We start from the raw sequence: 21,969 nt of genomic DNA on the forward strand, positions 1-21,969 counted from the left end.
CAACGGATCATTCCGGCCGGATCTCACCACCTGATCCACAGCCGACCAGCCCACGCACTTCTCAAACAGGCCCTAGGACACCGATCGCCTGGCGATCGGAACTACGAACCCCGTCAGGCGAGTCCCCGCATCTACCATGTGCCGGAGTAGCTGCTCGCCTGGCGGCGTGAACCCGACCGGTCGAAGGAGAGGCGTGGACGCGAAGACGGCGCTCGCGCGAGCGCGTCTCGTCGCCGTCCTGGCGGCGCTGGCTGGGCTCGCCGTCATGCATGGTCTGCCCGCCATGCAAGCCTGCGCGCAAGCGGGCACGGGCTTCGCCGCGATGGCGACACCGGCGATGCCCGGCGAGCACGCCGGGTCGATGGCGGCACCCACCGCCGTGGAGCGGCCGACCGCGAACGTCGGCCTGCGTGGCGCGGACATGTACGCCCACGGTGCCGCCGGGGAGATGCACGGTGTCCCGTGCGCGGCGACCCCGCCGTCCCTCGGTCTTGCCGGGCTGCTCGCCCTGGTTGCCCTTGGTCTGCTCGCCATCATCACGCCGACCTCGCCGAGGCCCCTCGTGGCGGCGAGACGCGGGCCGCGGCGGCGGGCACCGCCGCGGTTCGGCTCCCTGATCCTGTACGAGCTGTGTGTCTCCCGGACGTGACCGACCAACGGTCGCTGTCACGTCCATCCGCACGCCACCAGCGTGCCCCTATCCGGGAGACCTCGATCTCATGCTGCCTGTCCGTCATGCCCGTGCCCGCCGAGCCCTCGCCGCGGCCGGTCTGACCGGCGCGGTCCTTCTCACCGCCACCGCCTGCGGGAGCAGCTCTGGCGGCCCGTCTGGGATGTCCTCGTCGATGGGAAACCCGGCCGGCTCGGCCGGATCGACGCCCTCCGCCATGGCCTCGACGCCGGGAGGCTCCATGTCCGGTATGAACCACATGGCCTCGGGGGACGGGCTCGCCGCCGAGGCCAGCGGACTGCGGTTCGTCCCGGCGGCGACCTCGTTGCCGGCCAACGAGGCCACCGTGTTTCAGTTCCAGATCCGCGGCGCGGACGGGATGCCGGTGACCTCCTTCCAGCCGGACCAGACCAAGCTCATGCACCTCTACCTGATCCGGTCCGACCTCACTGGCTTCCAGCACGTCCACCCGACCATGGCCAGCGACGGCACCTGGACCGCCAACCTGGCCGGCACGCCAGCCGGCAGCTACCGGGTGTACACCTCGTTCATCACCCCCGCCGGCGGCATGAACACCCCGCTGGTCCTCAGTCAGCCGGTCACCGTCCCCGGAACGGCCGCCACAGTCCCGCTACCGGCGGCGACGACCAGCACCACCGTCGACGGCTACACCCTCACCGTCTCCGGTGACAAGACGATGGCCGGGATGACGCACCTGCTCACCGTCACCGTGTCGAGGGATGGGAAGCCGGTCACCGACCTGCAGCCGTACCTCGACACCTACGCCCACGTGACCGCCTTCCACGCCGGCGACCAGGCCTTCGCCCACCTCCACCCACAGGGCAGCGTCAACGGCGACCACGGCGGACCGGCCCTGTCGTTCGAGGCGACCCTGCCGAAATCCGGCAACTGGCGGCTGTTCCTGCAGTTCCAGACCGCCGGCACCCTGCACACCGCCGCGATGACCATCACCGTCGGATAGCCCACTGACGGGGCCATCGGCACACACCTCGCCGGGGGCGGGGACCCGCTCGACAACGGGCGGGGACCCGCCACCCGTCGACCAGCCAGGAGCGTCGTCGGCTCGTGGCCATGCTGGACAGCTGGCACCCGGCGGTGAGCGGGTTGACCCGGTGGTATCGGGTCGTCCAGCACCTGCGCTCAGGCGCGAGTCGCCGCATCCTGGAAGAAGGGGGAGTGCGGCGAGGGACCCGATTCGGGACGTCCGTCCGCTCTCTCCGGGAGGTGACAGTGATGATGTACTGGCACGACGGCCACGGCATGGGCGGCTGGGCCTGGTTCGCCATGTCCCTGGGCACGCTGCTGTTCTGGGCCGTGCTCATCATCGGGGCGATCCTGGTCGTACGGGCACTGACCCACACCGGCGATCGCGGTCGTTCCCCGACCTCGCCACCCGCCGGGCCCGCGGCCACCGGTGGGCCTCCCGGCCCGTCCCCCGACCAGGTCCTGGCCGATCGCTTCGCCCGCGGCGAGATCGACGAGAACGAGTACCGCGCCCGTCTCGCCACCCTCCGCGAGACGGCGGACCACCTCGTCAAACACTGACGGCCAAGATGGTGACCGCACGTGGCACGGCCGCCATGACGTGGGCGTGATCGGCGCGTCAGCCGGCCAGTGGCGCTGGCCTCTGGCCTTGCTTCCGTGTCGGTTCGGTGGACCGCTGGAGGTCGGGGCCATCCGCTGGGGTACGGGCTGGTGGGGTCGCCGCGGACCTGGACAGGCGGGGGCGCGCTGTTCCGCGACGCTGTGTGATGGCTCGTCGCGCGAGGGTATCTCGTCGGTGAAGTGCGACGCCGTTCTCTGCCCAGCCGGCGTCGTGGAGCGGGTTCGCGCCTGGCTCGAACCAGGGCGCCGCTCGGGTCGCTGAACTCGACGACCCGGACGGGAAGCCCCTGTCGCAGGCCCGGCCGCTCGGGCTATGGAGCCCGTCGGGGACCGGCCGCGCGGCCGATGGTGGACTCCGTACGCTGGCCTGTACGGGACCTGGCGCCGGCTGGGTGGCGAGAAGGGCGTCCGGGTGGCGGAGCGGGAGCTGGCCGAGGCCCAGCGCGAGCACTGGCAGCGGACCTACGGCGAGCACCCCGCCATGTACGGACAGGAGCCGTCCGAGCCAGCCGTTCACGCCGCCCGGGTCTTCCGCGCGGCCGGCGCCGGACAGGTGCTGGAGCTGGGCGCCGGTCACGGCCGCGACGCGTTGTACTTCGCCCGCGAGGGTTTCACCGTGCTGGCCACTGATTTCAGTCCGGTGGGCCTGGCGCAGCTGCGCGAGGCGGCCCGTGGCCAGGGCACGGCGGAGCGGATCACCACGGCGGTCCATGACGTACGCGAGCCGCTGCCAGCCGTGGACGGGTCCATCGATGCGGTGTTCGCGCACATGCTGCTGAGCATGGCCCTGTCCACGAAGGAGATCCGCACCCTGGTCGCAGAGGTACGCCGGGTGCTACGGCCGGGCGGCGCCTTCGTCTACACGGTGCGGCATACCGGCGACGCCCACTACAAAGCAGGCACCAGCCACGGCGACGACATCTGGGAGCACGGCGGCTTCGCTGTCCATTTCGTCCCCCGCGGCCTGATCGACAATCTCGCCAACGGCTGGACCCTCGACGAGGTGCACGCCTTCGAAGAAGGCGGCCTGCCCAGACGGCTGTGGCGCATCACCCAGACCCTGCCCCGATAACCGCCCCCGCGCCCCGCCGGACCTGGAGTTCGACGGCGCGGAACGAGACACCGGCCACGTCCATACAACGGCTACAAGAGGGTCTGGGGGAGCGGTCACGTGCGCGGGTGGGGCTCGACCGAGTTCGGCGGCGCCCATGGTCTGCCCCGGGGCGGGGAGCCCCGTCAGCAGAATCGGGGAACGCCGTAGCAGCGACCACGCACGTGGCTCGGTGTCGGGTCGATCGGCGTCAGCGGGGCGCATTGGACCGACGCGTCGCACTCGTCCAGCGGGATCGGCGCCATGCCGGCCCGAGTGCTCGGCGCACCAGGCGCCTCGTGCGGTCAGCCCGTCCGAAGTCGCATTTTGGTTGGTCGTCATCCAGGTAGCTCGCAGCGACACGGCCGTCGCGCCGCGCCAGGCCATCGTTAGCATGGACGTCGTGCAGCCGCGTCGGCACCGCATGCGCCAAGGTCAACGCCGCGATTCGGCGCGCGCGTGGATCCGCACGGGTGTAAAGATCACCATTGACGGATACGCCAGGCGGTACGCGGTTGACCGATACACCGCGTACGACGACCTGACCTGGCTCGGTGTCGAGCTCCCGGACGCCGCGCGCCGATGGGCACAGCGCCCGGCGGCCGGTTCGGGTCGCCGAGCCGAGCGTCGCGATGATGAGCGGCTCCATGACGACCCGTGGATAACGCTCGACGGCCGCCCGTTCTTCGTTGCCGGCTACACCGCCGGCGGCGCGCCCTACGGTATTTTCGCCGACGAAGTGCCAGAGGGAATCTCCACACGTGGCCCCGGGAACTAGCAGATCAAGCCGTTGTCCGAGTTCCGGCGTCCCTGAGGGAGCTTCCCGTGAGGTACTCGTGGCTGCTCGCCGGGTTCGGTCCGCGCCCGACAGGCCATGGGCGGCGGACGGCTCGTGCGCGCCAGCGGTGACGGCTGGAGCCTGGTGGCCAACACCGCCGCCTTGGCGCTGCTCCTGCTCGACGCCCTCGCCGGCATTGCCGTGGACATCACCGGCACCGACGGGCTGCTGCGGCTCCTCGACGCCCTCACCGCCGCTGCGGCCCGCGCTCTGCCGCCACGCCCAGCGAAGCCGAGGAACCCGAGGTGACACCGGGGGGAGGCGCGATACGACAGCAGCGCGCGGGCCGCTGCGCCCGGCGCCGCGGCTTCGCGTCGTGGCGCTGGGCGTCGGGTCTGGCCCGGTTCGGGGATGTCACGGTGGCGATCCGTGCGTCAGCGAAGGGGTGACGCTGGGTCAGGCGTGCGCAACGTGCGGCGGACGCGGTTCACGACCTCCGAGGGGCCGAGTTCCTCGCGTAGGCCAAGGAGGTAGCCCGCCGCGCTGCGGCGGTGTTCCCGAGCCTGTTCACGCGCCCGTACGGTGGAGCTGACGACGGTCGCGGCGACCATTCCCGCCGAACCCACCACGACGGGAACCCCGACCATCTCCGGCAGCCAGGCCGCTGTAATGGGGAGCGCCAACGACGTCAGGCCTAGGACCGCCCGCACCGGCTCCAGTCCAAGCCGGCGCAGGCCACGTTCCAGATCGGCCGTGGAACCACGGAAGTCGCGGTCGACAAGGACGTCCAGCTTCTCCCGCAGGATCTTCGGGTCTTCGGATGTCCGCGCGATGTCGGCAAGCTGATCGCCGAGCGCCTCCACGTGCTGGCGGAAAGCGTCGAACTCGTCCGCGAGCGCCCGCCGGGCCCGGACGATCCGCTCGACGGGCACAGCCTCAAGACGCACCGGCACCATGGTCGCGACCGCGAGGGAGGCGTACAGCGCGGAGACCTCGGCGGTGGTCGACGTCGGCGGCTCGACATCGTCGGTGAGCAGGACCCGGGTGATGGTCTCCAGCGTCCACCCGTTCAGCACACCGTAGTGTCTCGGCTGGTCGGTGACCGGGGCGAGGTTGTTGGCTGCCGCGACGCGGTCGGCGAGAGCTGTCAGGTACACCGAGGCCAGCCGCGGATGTACGGCGACCCACGTCCTGTCGGGGCTGGCGACACCGAGTCGGGTCTCGACCAAGCGCTGGAGCAAAGCGTCGGGAAGCTTCCCGCGGTGGATCCAATTGACCCGATCGTCGTCGACCGGGTGTTCCACCCGACGGCAGTCGTTCAGGACAGCGTTCAACTCGCGGGGGAACTCGGCCAGCCAGCCGTACCGTGCGACCAGCGCGGCGGCCTGCTGGCTGATCAGCGTCAGGAAGTCCTCCGCGAGGCGCAGCGCTCGCGGCGCCGGATCGGCTTCGACCAGGAACCCCAACTCCTCCCGCAGAACCCGAGCAGTAGGCGACTCGTTGCGGGTGTAGCCGACTGGGCTCAATACCGCGAGCCGGGGCCAGTACAGCGCGGCAGCCTTCAGCCAGGTCTCATCCCGCACCCGTGTCCACGGGTAATACAGCGCGATGTCTGTCATGCCGCCCCCAGGGGTCCCGACTCTCGGCCTGCTCATGATCCCACTCGGCGCCTGACGGCGGGCTGGCTACGCCAGCGAGAACGGGATCTGGCGCAGATCTTGTGGTGGCGAAGCGTTGGCGCCGCGACTGTCGGTGGCCCTGGGCGGGTGGCCACATCGCAAGATCGTCCGACAGGGGTCGTGCCGGGAATCGTCGGGTCGCGCGACGGTGACAGCAAGCGTTGTTCTGCCCATGCTGTGGGTCATGTCCGAGATGGGGTCCGCGTCCGAGACGCCTGTAGGTGCGCCGGTCAGCGGCATTGTCGGCATCCATCACTTTGGCCTGACGGTGCGTTATATCGAGACCAGCGCGGCCTGGTACCCCGTCGCCGCGTGTGAACAGCCGCAAGCCCAATCACTAGAGCAGCGCCAGACCCAGATCCCGCTCTCACTACGTGATCAGCGGGCCTTGCCCGCTCTCGGAACCGGCCGCAACCCCGTAGCCGGCGAGGACGCGGCTAGCCTCAGGCTTTCACCGGCGTGATCATCTGTTGGGTGTCTGGAAATGGGAAAGTGCTCCTGAGCAGGGAGGATTGGGCTTGCTGAGGGCCTGATCCATCCAAACCAAGGAGCACCTTCATGGTGCAGCGTACCGATGTCTATCCGTCTGTCCGTGTCGACACTGCGGGCAAGGGGGTGGTGTCGTCGGCGGGCGGGGTGCTGCTGACCGAGACCGTGCGGGTGTCCGGGCTGGGCCGGGTGCTGTCGGACGAACTCGCGGGGTGGCGGTCGCCGGCCGCGACGCATGACCCGGCGAAGGTACTGACCGATCTGGCGGTGTCGCTGGCGCTGGGCGGGGACTGCCTCGCGGATATTGCGCTGCTGCGCGCGGAGCCGGGGCTGTTCGGGCTGGTGGCGTCGGACCCGACGGTGTCACGGACCATCGACCGGCTCGCCGATGACGCCGAGCGGGTGCTCGCGGCGATCGACCGGTCCAGAGCGGTCGCGCGTGAACGGGTGTGGTCGCTCGCGGGCCGCCGCGCGCCAGGCCAGGCGGTGTCGGCGGACGAGCCGCTGGTCGTGGACCTGGACGCGACCCTGGTGAGGGCCCATTCGGAGAAGGAGCAGACCCGGCCGACGTTCAAGAAAGGGTTCGGGTTCCATCCGCTCTGGGCGTTCATCGACCACGGCCAGGACGGTGGCGGGGAGCCGGCGGCGGTGTTGCTGCGGGCGGGGAACGCCGGGTCGAACACGGCCGCCGACCACATCACGGTCGCGACCAGGGCGCTCGGCCAGCTGCCCAGGCGGCTGCGCCGGTCCCGTGCGGTGCTGATCCGCGCGGACTCGGCAGGCGGCACCCACGTCTTCGTCGAGTGGCTGCACCGGCGCCGGGTGGGCTATTCGGTCGGGTTCACCCTGCCCGACAATGCCGCCCAGCTGATCGCCCGCCTTCCCGCGGCGGCGTGGACGCCGGCCTATGACGGCGACCGCCGGCCGCGGGCCGGCGCGTTCGTCGCCGAACTGACCGGCCTGATGGACCTGACCGGCTGGCCACCGGGAATGCGGGTCATCGTCCGCAAGGAACGGCCGCATCCCGGCGCCCAGCTACGGATCACCGACGTCGACGGGAACCGGATCACCGCGTTCGCGACGAACACGCCCCGCGGTCAGCTCGCCGACCTGGAACTACGCCACCGCCGCCGTGCCCGCTGCGAGGACCGGATCCGCGGCGCGAAGGACACCGGCCTGACGAACCTGCCGCTGCACGACTTCGCCCAGAACCGGATCTGGTGCGCCCTCGTCGCGCTCGCCCTCGACCTGACCGCCTGGACCCAACTGATCGCTCTCGCCGACCACCCGGCAGGGCGCTGGGAACCGAAACGGCTCCGCCACCGGCTGTTCTGGCTCGCAGGACGACTCGCCCGCCACGCCCGCCAGACCGTGCTGCACCTGGCCGCTCACCACCCCTGGGCGTCGCTGACCGTCCAGGCGATCACCACACTGCGCGCCTTGCCCGCCCCTGGATAGCCGAGGCCACCGACCTCTCACCCGCCGACCAGGAGAAACACGTTCCGGACGTGGACCGGACATCCACCCCGCGCGACAACGGGGCACCCGGCCACGGCCGCACTCAGACCGATCGACCAAACTCAACATCAACACGGGTGGCAGGCCAGCCCGCGATCACACCTGGCCGAGGCGTGAAAGATCTGGGGGCTAGCGTGCCGTTGTCTTGGCGACGGTGTCGAGGTCGGTCGTCCTGCGGGGGTCGGAAATGGTCGGCGGTGGACATCGCCGAGGCCCGCACTGGGGCGGTCGGATGGCCGCTCCTTCTTGGCTGAGGCGGCCTTATAGGTCAGCCGGGAGTGCCTTCGGAGGTGTGAGTGCCTCGGCCATTTTGCCTGGTGGCACGGCCACGCTTCAGTGGCGATGTCCTGACATAGGGCCAGCTGCGACGTCTCGGTGCCGTGCCGATGGCGTGGCGGACTGCGTTGGTGAGCGCGCGGGCGATAGCAGCGGCTTCGTAGAGGGTGAGGACGGGGCGTTCTGTGCTGTGGGCGTCGTCGCCGAGAGCGAGGACGATGACGGTCGCGACGGCCGCGTAGCGGCGCGAAAGGGGAGGGCGATGCCTCGGCGAGGGCCCTCGGTGCGCTCGCGCGGTCTCGGCGCCGAGCTGCGTGACCTGCGGACCGCGCTCGGCCTCACGAGCCGGGCAGTGGCCGAACAACTCGGCTGGTCACCGAGCACCCTCAGCCGCCTGGAAAGCGGACAGCGGGGGATCAGCCCCGAAGACATCGCCGCGCTCCTCGTCGTCTACAAGATCACCGGCGTCGAGCGCGACCGGCTCCTCGACCGGGCCCGCGAGGCCGACCAGCCAGGCTGGTGGGAAGCGACCTGGCCCGGCCAGACAGGACTACCGAAGGCGCTCGTCGGCCTGATCGGCTTCGAGTCGCAGGCCACCCGCATCGTCGACGTCGCAATGGTGCTGGTCCCCGGGCTGCTACAGACAGCGGAATACAGCCGGGCGGTCATGGTCGGCGGCGGCCTCGCCCCTCAGGCGGTCGAAGCCCGTGTCGCGGCCCGCCTCGGGCGCCAGGCGATCCTCAGCCGCCCCGACCCGCCCGAGCTCCACGTTCTCCTCGACGAGGCGGCGCTGCGGCGTCCAGTCGGCGGACCCGCCGTGATGGCCACCCAACTGCGCCACGTGCTCACCGCGGCCCAGCGTCCATCAATCACCGTGCAGGTGCTGCCCTTCGAGTTCGGCGCACACGAAGGCGCCGGCGGCTCCTTCGTCCTGCTGGAGTTCGACAAGGGCCGAGCGATCGTGCACCTGGAGCACGCAGCCGGCAGCATGTTCCAGGACGAGCCCGAGGACGTCGCCCCCTTCGTCGAGATCCGCGACGCTCTCACCGCCCGCGCCCTCAACCCGGCGCAGTCCACCGACGTCCTCGTCGAGGTCGCCGAGGAACACGAGAAGAAGGCGAGACAGACGTGACCACGCCGAACCCCCAGCCGACCGCCCTGGCCTGGGTGAAGTCGACCTTCAGCAAGGACGGATCCGCCTGCGTCGAAGTAGCACCACTCCCCGACGGCGGCCGGGCCATCCGCGACAGCAAGGACCCCCACGGCCCCACACTGCGATTCACCCCCACCGAGTGGGCCGCCTTCCTCGCAGCCGCCCGCGACGGCGAGTTCGGCGACTGAGAACGCCACGCACGCGGCACGGACCAAACACGCTCCACAAGGCGCTCCCCGGACCGCGCGGGCCGAGCATCGGAGCCGATGCCGAGGCCCGTATGAGGAACGCCATCAGTCATACGTGCTCGCGTCTGTATGGCTCGTGAATTGGGGATCCAGAGGGGTGGATGAGTGCTCTTGTGAGCGATGCCTCGGCCTGCGTTACCGCGCTCGTTAGGTGTCTGTGCAGTTCTTTGGAGATTTTTCGCGCCCCGAGGGAGCACACGCGAAGGACGGATTGCAGATCGTTTGACTGGGTGGCGGTGAGGTGTATGTGTGCCTGAAGTTGAAGGAGATCTCTGGCGGCATAGGCGTCGCTGGTCGCAAGGCTGATGATTCTGGCTTGTAGCGCCTCGATCGGGGTGTGGGTGTCGCTCGCGAGGCTGAGGGCGGCGAGGCCGATTCTTGTGCGCGCGACCACGGTCGAGGGATCATTGCGTTCCATGCTTGCTAGAGCGGCGCCGACCATGAGGTCCGTGTCGGCTCGGGTGACAGTTCCGGCGGCCTGCTGGCAGAGTACGCGCAGCAGACACTGGACCGCGTGTTCCGAGCTTCCGATGGTCTGCGACTGGTCGACCATGGCTGCGGCGTCGCTGGGTCGGCCGTTATAAAGATGGGCGAGGATCGCAGCCTGACGACCGTCGAGTAGGCGTGTGCCGATTCCGCGGTGGAAGCCCGCGTATTGGGCCGCTTCCGTCCAGCGTCGGGCTTGAATCAGTGCACGGGTGCCATCGGCGAGCAGCGCCGTCCAGATGTGAGTGCAGATATCCTGGTGGACTTTCGGGCTGTCGGTGATTGCCCGGAGGTCGATCACGTGACCGTCGATGACGACAATTGCTTGCGCGCGGGCCGCGGCGAGAAGTGTCTCCAGGAGGGCATGTGCCTCCGCGCCGCGGCCGTCACGGATGAGCTGACGGGGGATGTTCAGAATGGGCTGGACGGCCAGGCCAGCCGCCCAGGTGGGCCATGGTTTTACCTCGTTGAAGATGCGGAAGTATCGGAAGCACAGTTCGCGGGCCAGTTCGTTGAAGCCGCAATCGGATGTGACCAGGGCGGATTTGTTGAGTATTTCGGCCGCGCGGCTTGCTAGCTGGTGGCCGGTGCTGTCCGGGAGCAGCGCGGCGAGTTCGGTGAGTCCGGCGATGCGTACTGCGAGCGGCTGGCCTGGCGGCCTGGGACGCGCAACGAGGGGGAACCACCCGGGGTCGATGAACATGATCCCGGCTAACTGGACCGGGTGGTTGCGGGGTCTGGGCCGAAGACCGTGGCTTTCGCGGTGGCTGCGAGTGCGGCTTGGTGCGCGTAGGAGAGGCCGAGGCGGTTCCAACAGAAGATCACGTGGTGAGCCAGGATGTCGCGAAGTCCGCGGTGCAGACGACCGGCGTTGCCGAGGGTGGCGAGGTCTTTGCCCGCCGAGGCGTAGGCGCTGGCCCAGGCGGCCAGGTACGCCAGCGGTGCGTCCGCCCCTGTGGCGGCCTCGGTGTCGACGGTGATCAGACGTTGGACTGCCGCGGAGAGGCGGTGTGGGTGATCGGGCGTCGTGGCTGTCGAGGGTCGTCGGTGCGCGGCGACACGGGCCCAGACATCTCCTTGCTCGTACCAGTCCTGCTGGGCGGCGCGCAGAAGGAGGGAGCAGAGCAGGAGTGAGGTTTCGCGGCGGTGGCGGGCTCCCGCGTTCGCGTGGCTGGGGAGGTGGGTGATCAGAGCTTGGCTGTCGTGGTGGAAGAGTCGGTGGGCGACGGACATGGCTTCTGGCCCGCCGAATGCGTGAATCTCCGGCTCGTAGACAGCCGTCGTCCATCCCGCGATGTGCCCCCCGGCCGTCAGCTGCTGGAGGTGGCTTTCGAGGCCGATCTGGGCTGTGCCGTCAGCCGCGGCGGGCAGGTAACGGATCCGCCAGCAGGGATGTTTGCGGATGAAGAACCAGGAGCGGATCTGGCCGCTGGTCTCGGCGGCGAGGATGCGTGGGCCGAGGTGGGCGAAGGCGAGGGGCTCGGACCGATTCCAGTCATGGAAGGCGACGTTCACCTGGTTCCACGGCTCCAAAGAGTGCCTCCCATTAGGCGAGGGTGAGGAAGGAATCCCAGAAGGGGGCAGGGGCGCGGCCGGTGCCGAGAGTGTGCAGGGCGAGCGCCGCACCGGTGATTCCGTCGAGCAGGTCGGGGTTCGGCGCTGCGGGGCCGTTGGTGAGCTGGGTGGCCAGGTGCGTGGCCAGCTGCGGGAGTTCGGCGCCGATCTCGGGAGTGGTGGCGTCGGCCGCCATCCGCCACGCGCAGTGCAGCAGTCCCGCGGTCCCGTGACACAGTCCAGTGCTCGAAAGTCGGCCGAGCTGTGCAGGGCTACGGAGCACGGCGAGCATCGCGGCCTCGGCGGCTTGTCTGCGTTCGAGGTCGCGGAGCGCTAGGCCGGCGAGCTGCTGTGCGCGGGCGGTGCCTGCGACGCCGTAGCACCAGGAAGCGACGGGGCGCAGATCGGAGTGGACTCGACCCTGCCCGATCTGCTCAGGAGTGACGAGGCCGGGCCACCAGGGAGCGTCGCTGTCGTGTTGTCGCCACAGGTCAGTCCAGGCGGCGAGGCGGTCGATTGCTCTGGCGAGATCTGGGGGGCCGCCCATCCCAGCCAGTAGTGCCAGCGACAGGACGGCGAGCACGGCCCCGATGCCATGCGAGACGCCAAAATTTCCGTGGCCGCGCGGATACCGCGAGTCCGGTTCTCCGTTCGGTGCGACGGGTGTCCACCAGGGTGGAAGAGCGCTGTCTGTGCGGGGCAGTGGTTCGGTCAGCCGGACGAGGTAGGCCAGACAGTCGCGGGTGATCACGTGGTCGGGGTGAGCGCTGAGGTGGTAAGCGGTCAGTCCGGTGAGGCCCCGGATCAGGTCAAACTCGCGCATCTCGGCATGGTCGCCGTGGTCGATTCGGGCCTGTGCCCGGGTCAGGCGGGTCCGGGTGACAGCGATGGTGGCGCGGTCGAGGGCTGCCAGGGCTCGGTGGAACCTGCCTTGCTCGGGGTGCTCCGCGGCGATGTTCAGCACGAAGGCGAGCGCGGGCGCGCCGAAGAACAGGCTCGCGTTCGGCGCGCCGGTGACTTCACCGCTGGCGGCCTCTGACAGCCAGCGGTGCGCTGTCTTCCAGGAGCCGAGACCGGAGCGGGCGCGTTCGAGGTGCAGCAGGGCGATACCCACGGCGCCTCCGGCCAGGGACTGCGGCCAGCACCGCGTCTCGGCTGGAGGCCTGCCAGGCCATACGACGTGTGGATCGGCCAGTCGCGTTGCCAACTCGTCGGCGAGGGCGAGCGCGGCGGGAATGGCAGGAGTGGTCATGGGCGCGGGGCCGTTCGTGTGCGGGCGAGCCAGCTGAGAGCGGCTGCCCTGGCGAGGTGGAGACAGACGCGTTCGGCGGCGCGATTCGGCGTGGCCATCCGGGCATGGTGCAGGTGCAGGAGATCAGGAAGTAGATCCTGGGCCGGCGTCGCATCGAGACCGTCGAGAACGCGTCGGTAGGTGGCGAGCGTGGCCTCACGTTCTGCCCAGGCGGCGAGCGTGTTCGTGTCGAGCGCTGGCAGGGCGGCGGCAGCGGGCTTCGGGTTGATGAGCGTCACCGCCTGGTCGTAGAGCGTCCGCGGCGGGGGTGCCGGATCGGTAGCAGCGTGCTTGACCAGCCAACGCATGGCGTCGGCCTCGTCGCCGATCAGGCCGGCGGCGATGCTCACGAGGCTGGCGGATGTCAGTGCCCGAGGGTCTGGGCCGCTCGCCGCGGCAGATGCCCTGACCTGGGCCAGCGCCGCTACCGAGTCGGCGGCGAAGAAGGCTTCTGCGGCGTCGAGTGCCGCGCTGCCGCCGAAGCGTGCCGTCTCTGGGAAGGAGGTTTCCCAGGTCGCGTGGCTGATGAGCTCGGCATCGTGGAGGGCCTCGGTCCAGGCGCTGATCTGCTCGGCCGCAGGCCCCGCTCGGTGGCCGCTGAAGGTGAAACGTATCCGGAGATGATCGCCAGGAATGGCGTAGCGGAGGAACCACCAGGTGTTCACCACGGCGCCGAGACGGCTGATCAGGTCCGGGAGGTGGCGGATCAGGATGGTGTCCTGATAGTCGGCAGGGCCTTGCAACTGGAGGTAGAGCCGTCCTCCGCATCCCGGCGGGTGGCCGTGGCGGTGCAGGGTGACCTCGCGGGGCCCGGTGACGGGCGCGACGGCTTGCCCGGCGGCGGCCACTGGGATGGCGATCTCGTGGACTCGGCCTTCGGCCCAGCCCAGGTCATCCGGCGTCGGCGCGGCCCGCAGCAGCGCGTCCTCCCACCGGTCTAGGTGCGCGCGCAGCAGAACTCGGTGAGATGGCTCGTTCAGGTCCAGGCGGAGGCACTGGTCGCCGTCGCCCAGGTAGACCCATCGGGGGATGGCGCGGTGAGCGCGCCAGGCGGCCAGCGCGTCGTCCCACGCCGCGCCGTCGGTCTGGTCGGGCAGCTCGGAGGCGGTGAGTACCCAACGAGCCGGGGAGAGGACGACGCGGCCGTGACGAAGCGCGGGAAGGAACGGCAGCGTGTGCGCGGCACCCCAGTCGAAGCCCGCGCACGGGGCCGCGAGCGCGACAGGGGCTTCGAGGAGAAACCGGGCCAGCGGCTGGGAATGATGGGCCAGATCGACCGCGGTGGGCAGAATGGTGTGCACCGGCCCCTGCCGGGAGACAGAGAACAGGTGCAGGCTGTTGGCGTCCGCGGTCACGGCCAGATCCGTGACCGGGATCTGCTCGGCGTCCGGCTGGGGGTGCTCCCCGAGCGAGATGACGACTTCGGCTATCCGCGGCGCGCGAGCCACGTTCTCCGTCTTCGCGTGCAGCGGGGGTGCGGAGATCATCGCGAGGACCGCGCCGTCGTGCACGGCCGGCAGCCCCGCATACACGCGGCTCATCCGATCACGGTCCGCATCGTTGAGGACCCCGAGGAAGCGTCCGGCGGTAGTCCCGGCGGCCCGGGAAACGCCGGTGACGTGCAGCGAGAACTGCCCCTCATCAAGATCCCGAAGGTGCCGCGCGTGGACACGCACCGTTATTTCTGTGCTTGGCTGTACCGCGCGCCCGTGGTTGACCGCGGAGAGTTCGCGGATGAGGCGGTCATCGAGCGTGATCTCACGGACGCCCTGCATCGCACAGGTCTGAGCGAGCTTGAGCAGCGTCCGATCGCGTCCGGCAAGCGAAGCCGAGGGCGGGGGATGCGGGGAGTCCAGGTAGCCGGCGGGGTAGCCGAGGCCCGTGCCGGGGTCGACCACATCCAGAACAGGAACCACGGCCCGCGGTCCATAGCGCTCCAGGAACGCGGTGTGCCAGGCGACCCAGCCGGCGCTGAGGGCGGGGCGTCGTGCCAGGCGGCACAAGACTGCGGCGGCGTCGGCGGCATCCGCGGCGATCGTCCGCGGGATGGTCAGATCCCAGCCCAAACGAAGGTCGATCGCCTGGGCAGGTCCGGCCGAGCAGTGCAGGCCCTGCATCAGCGCCTCCGCCCGTGCCCGCTCGTCCCCAGCGATGGCAGGGTCGGTGGCCCTGTTGTGCCTGGCGAATGCCGACTGGATCCCGTGCAGGGCCGCCCGCCATTGGGTGGACTCGCTGTCGTCGGTCAGTGGGAGTGCGTCGAGCGCGCGCAGCAGGGCGCCCAACGGGTCGGCAGACGTCGTAGAGGGGTGCAGGTCGCTGATCAGGAACCGCTGCGCGACCAGCCCGGCAATGAGATCTCTGATCACGGCGCCGCGAACGACTGGGAACCTGCTCGCGAGCGCGGCAGCCAGATCGGGGACCTGGATCGGGTGCCGTGCGGCCTCGATTACGGCGAGGACTGGCCCGGTCGCGCGTACGCGCACCCGGTCCGGTGCATTGCCGGCAGCGCCGCGTGACCGGTGCTCAAGGAGCAGATGACCGGCGCGCCGGACCGCGAGATTGTTGGCGGTCACAGTGAGGTAGGGGCCGAGGTCCGGCGCAGACTCCCACCGTTCGATCACGCCGTTCACCCACGCCATGTCCGCTCTGACGACCGCGTGGTGCTCGCTACCCATCCGGCTCTGCGCGGCCTTACCGATGCGGACTGCGGCGACGCCTGACAGTAGGCCGAACGGAGTGGCCCTGCTCGACGCCCGCAGCAGGTATCGCAACGTCGAGAGCGCCGCTCGGCGCGTGGCCGCCTCAGGAGACTCCCGCTGGCTCAGAAGCCGGGCCACCTGGCGGCCGAGATCAGGGCTGGCGGCCTTTACCGCGTAGGCGAACTCAGGGATCTGCCATACCTCGTCCAGCCACGCCCGCCAGGACGCGGGTGTGGCGCCAGCGCCGGCCAGATTCGGCCACCGCAGACTCTCGGAATCCGGCTGCCAAGCCGGCGCCCGGACCAACGCGGCGTCCAGATACCTGTACACGGGCGTTCCGGCGGGCGATGCTGCGGTGCCCGACGACCTCCTGCGCGGAGGGCCGTCGGGCACCAGAGGCAGCTGGGACACGGGAACGGACGGGCCGCTACGCGGGGCAGCTGGTGCAGGCTGTGGCGCAGGTCGAGTTGCAGCCGTCGTTGGTCATGCGGATGAGCTGGTCGGCGGCCGGGCCGGACTCGACAATGGTGATGTCCAGTTCCCAGTCGTCCAGGTCCCCTGTGGGCGGCTCTGGAATCAGCACGGACATGCGATTTCCCACCTCTCGGATTGAAGCACTGCGATTACTCCGACTACCGCTCAAGTAATCCCGAAGTCGCGGAGTCGGCGTCCTAGGACCAGGTGACCGTGACGGTCCCATGGCGCTTGGCCACTGCATCTGTGGGAAGCGGCCCAAGGCCCGCTGCATCGGGACGGTACCGGAAGGTCGCCGCACCTCGGCGGCGATAGGCATCCGACCACCGCAACAGCACCTCGGCGTATTGCTTGGCGAGGGATTCGGCCTGCGGCCCATGGGCGATGACACCGGACTCGTACTCTCCGGTGGACCCACTCGCCCGCTTCGCCCGGTACGCGAAACTGTCCTCCGTGACCAAAATTGTCACACCCAGCAGAGCCGCCGGGCCGAGCACATCTTCGTCGATGATCCGCTGGCTCGCGTGAATCGAGGCGACCCGTGGAAGATTGAGCGCGGCAAACAGCTCCAGCTCGTCGGGAAAATCCCACACCGCCCCAGGCCACACCTCCAGGGCCGGCCCGCTCAACGCCTCGTCCAGAGCCTGTTTGTCGAGGCGCACCGCGGGGTCATCGGTCTGGATCGCGACCCCCTCCCGGAGCAGTACCTTCCGCTCCGTGAACGCGCCGCGGCCCTGCATCGGCACGAATCGCGCCAGGCGGTAGTCGCGACTTACCAGCCCGTCCCCGTCCCGGTCAAAGGCCACCGACCGGGTGAGACCGCGCATCCGCAGCGGGACCACCAGCCGCCCATCGAGAGTGAGCTGCGAAATCCATGACGAAGGGATATCCCACGCAGCGGCGGTGACCACAATCCGGTCGAAAGCGGCGAGCTGCGGAACGCCGAATTCGGCGTCGGCTGTCAGCGTCCGGACCCGCTCGTAGCCCGCCGTGTCAAGGCACGTCCGGGCGCGGGTGATGATATCCGGGTCGATATCGACCGTCGTAACCCGACCCTCGGGGCCGACGACTTCCTGAAGGAGCGCCGCGTTGTAACCGCCAGACCCTACTTCGAGCACACACATTCCCGGCTCGACCGACGCCTGCTCCAGCATTACCGCCTGCAGATGGGCCGCGGACATGACGCTGAGTACCAGGCCGTCCGCATCCCGCTTCGCCACGACGGTGCCATGCGGTGCGTAGGCCGTCTCCAGCGGCTCGCCGGGCGCGAACAGATGCCGGGGCACGGACGCGAACGCGGCGGCGACCACCTCGGTCCGAATCGCTTCCTGCTCGCGGAGTTCCCGCACCATGGCCCGGCGAAGCTCATCGGCCTGGGCGGAAACGGCGGTGCTGCCCGTCTGGGACACGCAACGCTCCTTGCTGTCGATGGGAGTGGGAAGTGCGATGTCGGATGGCTGACACCTGTGGGCGATCTTCGCGGTCGGTCGTGTTGGCGTGGCCAACCGAGGGCATCGGCGCAGGTGTGACGTGCAAAACTACTCACGGTGGTCGTACGGGTCGGCAGAGAGTTCGTCATCACCGTAGGAAGATCTCCTGCAATGCAGCTAGGAGTTTTCACGAGTTTGCAGGTACCTGCGCGCGGCCTCGATCAGTTCCCGCGCGGCTGTGCCATGGACGGCCAGGCCGTGCAGCGCGTTGAAAATTTTGATGTAGAAAGCGAGCTGGTCGGGGCGCCGTGTCCGGTACCCGCCTGCCCACATCTCGGTGCGCACGAGCTGGTCGTCGAAGAGGTAGAAGCCCTCACCTGGTCGGATGTCCCGGCTGCTGAGCGGCGGGATGATCCCGAACGTGACGTTTGGCAGCCTCGTCACGCGCAGCAGGAGGTCGAGTTGCTCGTGCATCACGGAGTCGCCGCCGAAGCCGTGCTCCAGCGCTCCAGCCTCGATCACGAAGCTGTAGGTGTTGGTTCCGGTCGGCTTGGTGACCAGATGCTGCCGAGCCAGCCTGGCATCCGCAGCCGCGTCGACATCTTCGAGCGGAAGGTTGTGGACGCGGGCGCTGGTCGTCAGCGCCGCGACGACATACCTGCGGGTCTGCAGGATGCCCGGCACGACGTTCGACTCGTAGGCGCGCAGCAGCCTCGTGCTCTCGTACAACGGGGTGCTACGCGACTGGACGTGCACCATCCCGGCCCGGAGCTCGCGGCGGTGCTCGGCCCACATCTGCTCGACCTCGCGGTGCACGGCGATCAGCTCTGGGATCTGCCGAGCCACTCCGCAAGCGAGGCACCACGCCCGGATGTCCTCCTCCGAGGGATTCTGCTGGGCGTGCTCGATCCTGGAGATCTTCGTGTTGTGCAGGCCAGTGCGGGCGGCCAGTTCCTGCCCGGTCAGGCCCGCGTCCTTGCGCAGGTCGCGGAGCCGGACGGCGAACGCACGCCGGGCGGCACCTGCTGGATCCGCCAACGCCCGCGCCCGTTAGCGCGCTGAATACGCCTGGTGCGGGACCGCCGCCGCCCAGGCCGCGTCGAACGCGCCGCGGCACAGCTTCACCGTTTCCGAGTCCTGGTGAAGCTGCTGCTCGGCCCTGTTGTCGCCGCCATCGAAAACGTTGAAGATCACGAGATCGTCGTCCAGCACGAAGAAGTCGTTGCCCGGGAGCAGCACTGTCGACGTGAACCGTCGCGGAAGCCACCGGATGTCCTCACCGGCGGCGACTGTATGCGCACTGTAGTCAAAGGCGAACCGCTGGTACTCCGACAGCGGCTCGGACACCACCTTCACCCGCCGAAGGCTCATCCCCGTCGCGACGCGCGCTGCGACCCTGTCCCGCGAGGCCGCAGCCGCACGGTCCAGCGTGTCGGCGCTCCCTGCCTGCCACGCCACGAACAGCTCTCGGTCGACCGCGTAGTGGTCTCTCAGCTCCACCTTCAGGACGGTCCGGGCATTCGCGATCAGCTCAGCCCGCCGCCCTGTCGAGATCAGTTCCATACCGCTCCTTGACATACCGATGGACAAGAAGCTCGACCAACGGCTCAGGGATCTCGACGAACGTCTCGTCGAGAGCAAGCGCGCGCAGCTGCGCCGCAACCGCGTCGCCCCGCTGCTTGCCCTGCACGATCCAGCTACACCGGTCGGTCTGGTAGAAGGCCGCGCAGTCGTCGATGTCCACAGAGCCCGGATCCTTGCAGTAGAACGTCACGCGCAGATCGTCGCCAAGGCCATCTGATTGCACGAGTCGAACCTCCATCGTGATCTCGTCGATACCGAGCTGTCTCGCCGGCGGCGGTTCCGCTAACGATCTTTCCGCGCCGCTGCCAAACCATCATCACCCCGGCCGGCGAGCACACCAACACCCCCGCGAAGCGTTCTACCCGATGGCTGCCCAGCGGCTCGCGACCGCACCTGCGCCCAGACCCCAGCAGACCTCGCTGCGGGAGGCCGATCATGAGCCCGTGCCAGTCCTGCCCCCGCCGACGGCCTGATCGGGCACGGGTGAGCCTGCGGTCGACCTGGTGGCCCATCCGCCACCGCCGCACCGCGCCGTCCCGCTGCGGATCACCGGGGTGGCTGACCTGCCGGGTAACCCGCTCCGCAGGCGAACAGACGCGCACCTGGGCTGCTGGCCGTGGCAGCCTGGATACGTACCCGGCTCGCTCCCGACGACCAAGCGGGCTGCACGCAGCGGCGGGCTCTCCGCGTGCCCGTCGTTGGATAATGCGGTCGGGCGATCGTTGGTCAGTGACGGACGCCAAGTCTAGCCGCCATGCCGCGAAGCTCTCGGCCGCCGGCGTTGGCCACGGCGCGGTTGAGTAGGTACGAGACGGTCTCGCGGGCGGCGGCGCTGTTGCGCACCCGCTGGGGGGCGGTCGCTTCGGCGCGTCGCAACCATTTGATGGCTTCGGCGCGCGTACGCGGGTCGCGGGCAAGCCCCCGGCCGACATCGACTTGGAATCCGGCGTACCGGGATGGCACCCGCGCGAGCTGAGGCGTGTGCACCCGATTCGCAAGATCAAGAACGGCTGGGCCGGAGAGACCGCGTTCCACTCCCACGGTGACCTGCCAAACGGCGACGTTGGTGCTGCTGAACGATTGCCAGGCCTCGCGGGGTTCGTCTCTGGGAAGGCGGGCGGCGAGTCCTGATGCCTCACGAAGCCAGCTCGTAGCGACGTCGTCCTTCTGGTCGACGGCGCCGGCGAGAGACGCTGTAAGCGTCAACATTCCGAGGACTTCGATGCCCAACGGCGTCGCGGCGAACGGTTCGAGCGCGCCGGCCGCCCGGTCAGCGAGGGCGAGGACCCGGTCGGTTGCACCGGCCCACGGCGTGGTGAGGATACGCAGGTAAGCTGCCTTTCCCCGCTCAACGGGGTCATCGACGAACTCGGCGGCCTCCTGGGCCCGAATGGCGGCCAGATGCGCAAGATCGGGATAGCCAAGGTTCTTGGCGGTCATCGAGGCAGCCACGCATGTCTCGATGAGGGCGGTCAGCGCGAGCCGATGTCCCGCCTCGTCGGCGGGCGCGGCCGTGTGGAAGTAGAGCTCGTCGAGCACGCCAGGCAGCGCCGCACCGAGCGAGACATAGTCGCATCGGCGACGAAGCGGACCTAGATCGTCTGACACTGCGCGGAGTAGATCAGCAAGCGGCCGGGCACGGTCAATGGCTGGCTCCGCCAGGGCGTTGGTCTGTAGCGCCACGCGCAGCGCCGGAATCGCGAGGTGCGGGTCCGACTGATTGGGGTCCGTGCCGAGGTGCGGCGCGCCAGTCAGTTCGGACTCCGACACTTGCAAGGCGGTCGCCACGGCGGAGATGTGGCTGCGCCGGTCCAGCGGACGTTTCCCGGTCTCGACCATCGAGATGAACGACTCCGACAGCCCGGAGAGACCCCCCAGCTCTGCCTGTGTCATCCCACGCCAACGACGCAAGGTGCGTAGCTTCGTACCGATGCCTTCGTCCATCCCAGCCTTCTATAAGGATGCGGGCTCAAGCCACTCCAGTATGACCTGGATCGCTGGACCTGGGACTGGCCGAACGCACCAACACTCGGGCGACGCCCGTAATGGGTGGGTGAGCAAGCCCGACTCGGAGGACGCAAGGGAGGACCAATGGGCGACTCGGCGACGTCCCGGGTGCTCTACGTCATCGCCTGCGGGGCTCCGCCCGCTCGCAACGTTGCGCAGCTGATTGCCATGGCGCAGGAGGCTGGATGGGACACCTGCTTGATCACCTCGCCGATGGGACGGCGGTTCGTCGACGTCGTCGCCCTGGAACTGCTGACGGGACATCCAGTACGCAGCGACTACAAGACGCCTGGCACGCAGGATGTTCTACCGCCTCCCTCAGCTATGATCATCGCCCCGGCGACGTGTAACACGATCAACAAATGGGCAGCCGGCATCAGCGACACCTTGGCGCTCGGACTGATCGTCGAGGGCATCGGCCTCGGTCTGCCCCTCGTCGCGATGCCCTTCACCAACCGAGCCCAGGCGGCGCACCCGGCGTTCGGGCGGTCGATCGAAGACCTGCGGTCCTGGGGCGTCACTGTGCTGTATGGCGAGGACGTCAACCCCCCACACGCCCCTCGCGCTGGCCGCGCGGATCTCTTCCCTTGGGCTAGCGCCCTGGACGCCCTGGACGCCCTCACGCGCTAGCCCCCACCCACGGGGGCCCACCCAGCCAGTAAGCACGCCTCAATCGAGTGCGCCGACATCGGCGCCCGACGCGTCTTTGAGTTGCGCTCGCGCGGTTGCACGATCCGTGTCATGACGACTTCACGACCGTGAAGTTGGTGACGGCGAGCGTCCCTAGCATGCCGTCGCGTGATGTCCGAACGTCATCGCGAGGACAGGTCCCGGCCTGGCCTCGTCACTGATGGCCGCGCGCCGAAGCTGAGCGGCTACCAGCCGCACAGGTGTCTCGGCCACGAGCTCCTCGTCGC

General features: G+C 69.3%; 22 protein-coding genes. 11 read left to right on the plus strand and 11 right to left on the minus strand.

Annotated elements, in window-relative coordinates; translation table 11 throughout:
- The first annotated feature begins 193 nt into the window (after nucleotides 1-193).
- From I6A60_RS33745 to I6A60_RS33770, 6 genes are all read left to right on the plus strand, one after another.
- Entirely contained in the window at nucleotides 194-649 is a 456-nt protein-coding gene (locus I6A60_RS33745; protein ID WP_203024497.1) for a hypothetical protein, read from the plus strand.
- 262 nt (nucleotides 650-911) lie between these two features.
- A complete protein-coding gene (locus I6A60_RS33750; RefSeq protein WP_203024496.1) occupies nucleotides 912-1,652 on the plus strand; it encodes a hypothetical protein in 741 nt (246 codons plus the stop codon).
- A 272-nt stretch (nucleotides 1,653-1,924) separates the two neighbouring features.
- Nucleotides 1,925-2,236, plus strand: coding sequence for an SHOCT domain-containing protein (locus I6A60_RS33755; protein ID WP_203024495.1), 312 nt, complete (start codon nucleotides 1,925-1,927; stop codon nucleotides 2,234-2,236).
- Nucleotides 2,237-2,777: 541 nt separating this feature from the next.
- Complete coding sequence (locus tag I6A60_RS33760) at nucleotides 2,778-3,368, plus strand: class I SAM-dependent methyltransferase (RefSeq protein ID WP_374113510.1); 591 nt, start codon at nucleotides 2,778-2,780, stop codon at nucleotides 3,366-3,368.
- A gap of 412 nt (nucleotides 3,369-3,780) precedes the next feature.
- A complete protein-coding gene (locus I6A60_RS33765) occupies nucleotides 3,781-4,164 on the plus strand; it encodes a hypothetical protein (protein WP_203024493.1) in 384 nt (127 codons plus the stop codon).
- A 114-nt stretch (nucleotides 4,165-4,278) separates the two neighbouring features.
- Nucleotides 4,279-4,473, plus strand: a complete 195-nt coding sequence (locus I6A60_RS33770) for a hypothetical protein (protein ID WP_203024492.1) — start codon at nucleotides 4,279-4,281, stop codon at nucleotides 4,471-4,473.
- 125 nt (nucleotides 4,474-4,598) lie between these two features.
- Here I6A60_RS33770 and I6A60_RS33775 read toward each other — a convergent pair whose 3' ends face one another.
- Nucleotides 4,599-5,783 carry a DUF6236 family protein gene (locus I6A60_RS33775; RefSeq protein WP_203024491.1) on the minus strand — a complete coding sequence of 395 codons (1,185 nt, stop codon included), beginning with the start codon at nucleotides 5,781-5,783 and terminating at the stop codon, nucleotides 4,599-4,601.
- A 244-nt stretch (nucleotides 5,784-6,027) separates the two neighbouring features.
- Between I6A60_RS33775 and I6A60_RS42260 the strand changes: the two genes are divergently transcribed.
- The 4 genes from I6A60_RS42260 (at nucleotide 6,028) to I6A60_RS33795 (ending at nucleotide 9,467) form a co-directional block, all read left to right on the plus strand.
- On the plus strand, nucleotides 6,028-6,306 hold the full coding sequence (locus I6A60_RS42260; RefSeq protein ID WP_238436813.1) for a hypothetical protein: 279 nt from the start codon (nucleotides 6,028-6,030) through the stop codon (nucleotides 6,304-6,306).
- A gap of 95 nt (nucleotides 6,307-6,401) precedes the next feature.
- The gene (locus I6A60_RS33785; RefSeq protein ID WP_203024490.1) at nucleotides 6,402-7,790 is read left to right on the plus strand and encodes an IS1380 family transposase; all 1,389 of its coding nucleotides are present in this window, start codon (nucleotides 6,402-6,404) and stop codon (nucleotides 7,788-7,790) included.
- Nucleotides 7,791-8,388: 598 nt separating this feature from the next.
- A complete protein-coding gene (locus I6A60_RS33790; RefSeq protein WP_203024489.1) occupies nucleotides 8,389-9,258 on the plus strand; it encodes a helix-turn-helix transcriptional regulator in 870 nt (289 codons plus the stop codon).
- Nucleotides 9,255-9,467, plus strand: coding sequence for a DUF397 domain-containing protein (locus tag I6A60_RS33795; RefSeq protein ID WP_203024488.1), 213 nt, complete (start codon nucleotides 9,255-9,257; stop codon nucleotides 9,465-9,467). Before I6A60_RS33790 ends, I6A60_RS33795 begins: the two co-directional genes overlap by 4 nt.
- Nucleotides 9,468-9,576: 109 nt before the next feature.
- Here the strand turns inward: I6A60_RS33795 and I6A60_RS33800 are convergent, their stop codons facing one another.
- The 10 genes from I6A60_RS33800 to I6A60_RS33845 form a co-directional block, all read right to left on the minus strand.
- Nucleotides 9,577-10,716 carry a hypothetical protein gene (locus I6A60_RS33800; protein WP_203024487.1) on the minus strand — a complete coding sequence of 380 codons (1,140 nt, stop codon included), beginning with the start codon at nucleotides 10,714-10,716 and terminating at the stop codon, nucleotides 9,577-9,579.
- Between the two features lie 8 nt (nucleotides 10,717-10,724).
- Nucleotides 10,725-11,546 (minus strand): thiopeptide-type bacteriocin biosynthesis protein, encoded by an 822-nt coding sequence (locus I6A60_RS33805; protein WP_203024486.1) that lies wholly within the window; start codon nucleotides 11,544-11,546, stop codon nucleotides 10,725-10,727.
- Between the two features lie 13 nt (nucleotides 11,547-11,559).
- Entirely contained in the window at nucleotides 11,560-12,819 is a 1,260-nt protein-coding gene (locus I6A60_RS33810) for a lanthionine synthetase C family protein (protein WP_203024485.1), read from the minus strand.
- On the minus strand, nucleotides 12,816-15,887 hold the full coding sequence (locus I6A60_RS33815; protein ID WP_203024484.1) for a lantibiotic dehydratase: 3,072 nt from the start codon (nucleotides 15,885-15,887) through the stop codon (nucleotides 12,816-12,818). Before I6A60_RS33815 ends, I6A60_RS33810 begins: the two co-directional genes overlap by 4 nt.
- Nucleotides 15,888-15,984: 97 nt before the next feature.
- Nucleotides 15,985-16,146: an FxLD family lanthipeptide gene (locus I6A60_RS33820; protein WP_203024483.1), complete on the minus strand. Its 162-nt coding sequence runs from the start codon at nucleotides 16,144-16,146 to the stop codon at nucleotides 15,985-15,987.
- Nucleotides 16,147-16,228: 82 nt separating this feature from the next.
- Entirely contained in the window at nucleotides 16,229-17,440 is a 1,212-nt protein-coding gene (gene fxlM, locus I6A60_RS33825; protein ID WP_203024482.1) for a methyltransferase, FxLD system, read from the minus strand.
- Nucleotides 17,441-17,638: 198 nt separating this feature from the next.
- Nucleotides 17,639-18,499, minus strand: coding sequence for a Scr1 family TA system antitoxin-like transcriptional regulator (locus I6A60_RS33830; RefSeq protein ID WP_203024481.1), 861 nt, complete (start codon nucleotides 18,497-18,499; stop codon nucleotides 17,639-17,641).
- 12 nt (nucleotides 18,500-18,511) lie between these two features.
- Nucleotides 18,512-19,024: a DUF6879 family protein gene (locus I6A60_RS33835; RefSeq protein WP_203024480.1), complete on the minus strand. Its 513-nt coding sequence runs from the start codon at nucleotides 19,022-19,024 to the stop codon at nucleotides 18,512-18,514.
- A complete protein-coding gene (locus tag I6A60_RS33840; RefSeq protein WP_203055787.1) occupies nucleotides 18,993-19,283 on the minus strand; it encodes a hypothetical protein in 291 nt (96 codons plus the stop codon). The genes I6A60_RS33835 and I6A60_RS33840 overlap by 32 nt, the downstream gene beginning before the upstream one ends.
- A 488-nt stretch (nucleotides 19,284-19,771) precedes the next feature.
- The gene (locus I6A60_RS33845) at nucleotides 19,772-20,989 is read right to left on the minus strand and encodes a helix-turn-helix domain-containing protein (protein ID WP_203024478.1); all 1,218 of its coding nucleotides are present in this window, start codon (nucleotides 20,987-20,989) and stop codon (nucleotides 19,772-19,774) included.
- A 147-nt stretch (nucleotides 20,990-21,136) separates the two neighbouring features.
- On the opposite strand from I6A60_RS33845, the gene I6A60_RS33850 reads away from it, so the two are divergent.
- Nucleotides 21,137-21,682, plus strand: coding sequence for a flavoprotein (locus I6A60_RS33850; RefSeq protein ID WP_203024477.1), 546 nt, complete (start codon nucleotides 21,137-21,139; stop codon nucleotides 21,680-21,682).
- Nucleotides 21,683-21,969 lie beyond the last annotated feature (287 nt).

The sequence above is a fragment of the Frankia sp. AgB1.9 genome, assembly GCF_016786355.1.
In the GTDB taxonomy this organism is placed as follows: domain Bacteria; phylum Actinomycetota; class Actinomycetes; order Frankiales; family Frankiaceae; genus Pseudofrankia.

What these genes read in the sequence shown, in the direction of transcription:
- I6A60_RS33775 (WP_203024491.1), bottom strand. Translation starts at nt 5,783, where the DNA reads ATGACAGACATCGCGCTGTATTACCCGTGGACACGGGTGCGGGATGAG.
- I6A60_RS33835 (WP_203024480.1), bottom strand. Translation starts at nt 19,024, where the DNA reads ATGGAACTGATCTCGACAGGGCGGCGGGCTGAGCTGATCGCGAATGCC.
- I6A60_RS33800 (WP_203024487.1), bottom strand. Translation starts at nt 10,716, where the DNA reads ATGTTCATCGACCCCGGGTGGTTCCCCCTCGTTGCGCGTCCCAGGCCG.
- I6A60_RS42260 (WP_238436813.1), top strand. Translation starts at nt 6,028, where the DNA reads ATGTCCGAGATGGGGTCCGCGTCCGAGACGCCTGTAGGTGCGCCGGTC.
- I6A60_RS33840 (WP_203055787.1), bottom strand. Translation starts at nt 19,283, where the DNA reads ATGGAGGTTCGACTCGTGCAATCAGATGGCCTTGGCGACGATCTGCGC.
- I6A60_RS33810 (WP_203024485.1), bottom strand. Translation starts at nt 12,819, where the DNA reads ATGACCACTCCTGCCATTCCCGCCGCGCTCGCCCTCGCCGACGAGTTG.
- I6A60_RS33765 (WP_203024493.1), top strand. Translation starts at nt 3,781, where the DNA reads ATGGACGTCGTGCAGCCGCGTCGGCACCGCATGCGCCAAGGTCAACGC.
- I6A60_RS33785 (WP_203024490.1), top strand. Translation starts at nt 6,402, where the DNA reads ATGGTGCAGCGTACCGATGTCTATCCGTCTGTCCGTGTCGACACTGCG.
- I6A60_RS33845 (WP_203024478.1), bottom strand. Translation starts at nt 20,989, where the DNA reads ATGGACGAAGGCATCGGTACGAAGCTACGCACCTTGCGTCGTTGGCGT.
- I6A60_RS33850 (WP_203024477.1), top strand. Translation starts at nt 21,137, where the DNA reads ATGGGCGACTCGGCGACGTCCCGGGTGCTCTACGTCATCGCCTGCGGG.
- I6A60_RS33755 (WP_203024495.1), top strand. Translation starts at nt 1,925, where the DNA reads ATGATGTACTGGCACGACGGCCACGGCATGGGCGGCTGGGCCTGGTTC.
- I6A60_RS33750 (WP_203024496.1), top strand. Translation starts at nt 912, where the DNA reads ATGTCCGGTATGAACCACATGGCCTCGGGGGACGGGCTCGCCGCCGAG.
- I6A60_RS33820 (WP_203024483.1), bottom strand. Translation starts at nt 16,146, where the DNA reads ATGTCCGTGCTGATTCCAGAGCCGCCCACAGGGGACCTGGACGACTGG.
- I6A60_RS33790 (WP_203024489.1), top strand. Translation starts at nt 8,389, where the DNA reads ATGCCTCGGCGAGGGCCCTCGGTGCGCTCGCGCGGTCTCGGCGCCGAG.
- I6A60_RS33760 (WP_374113510.1), top strand. Translation starts at nt 2,778, where the DNA reads ATGTACGGACAGGAGCCGTCCGAGCCAGCCGTTCACGCCGCCCGGGTC.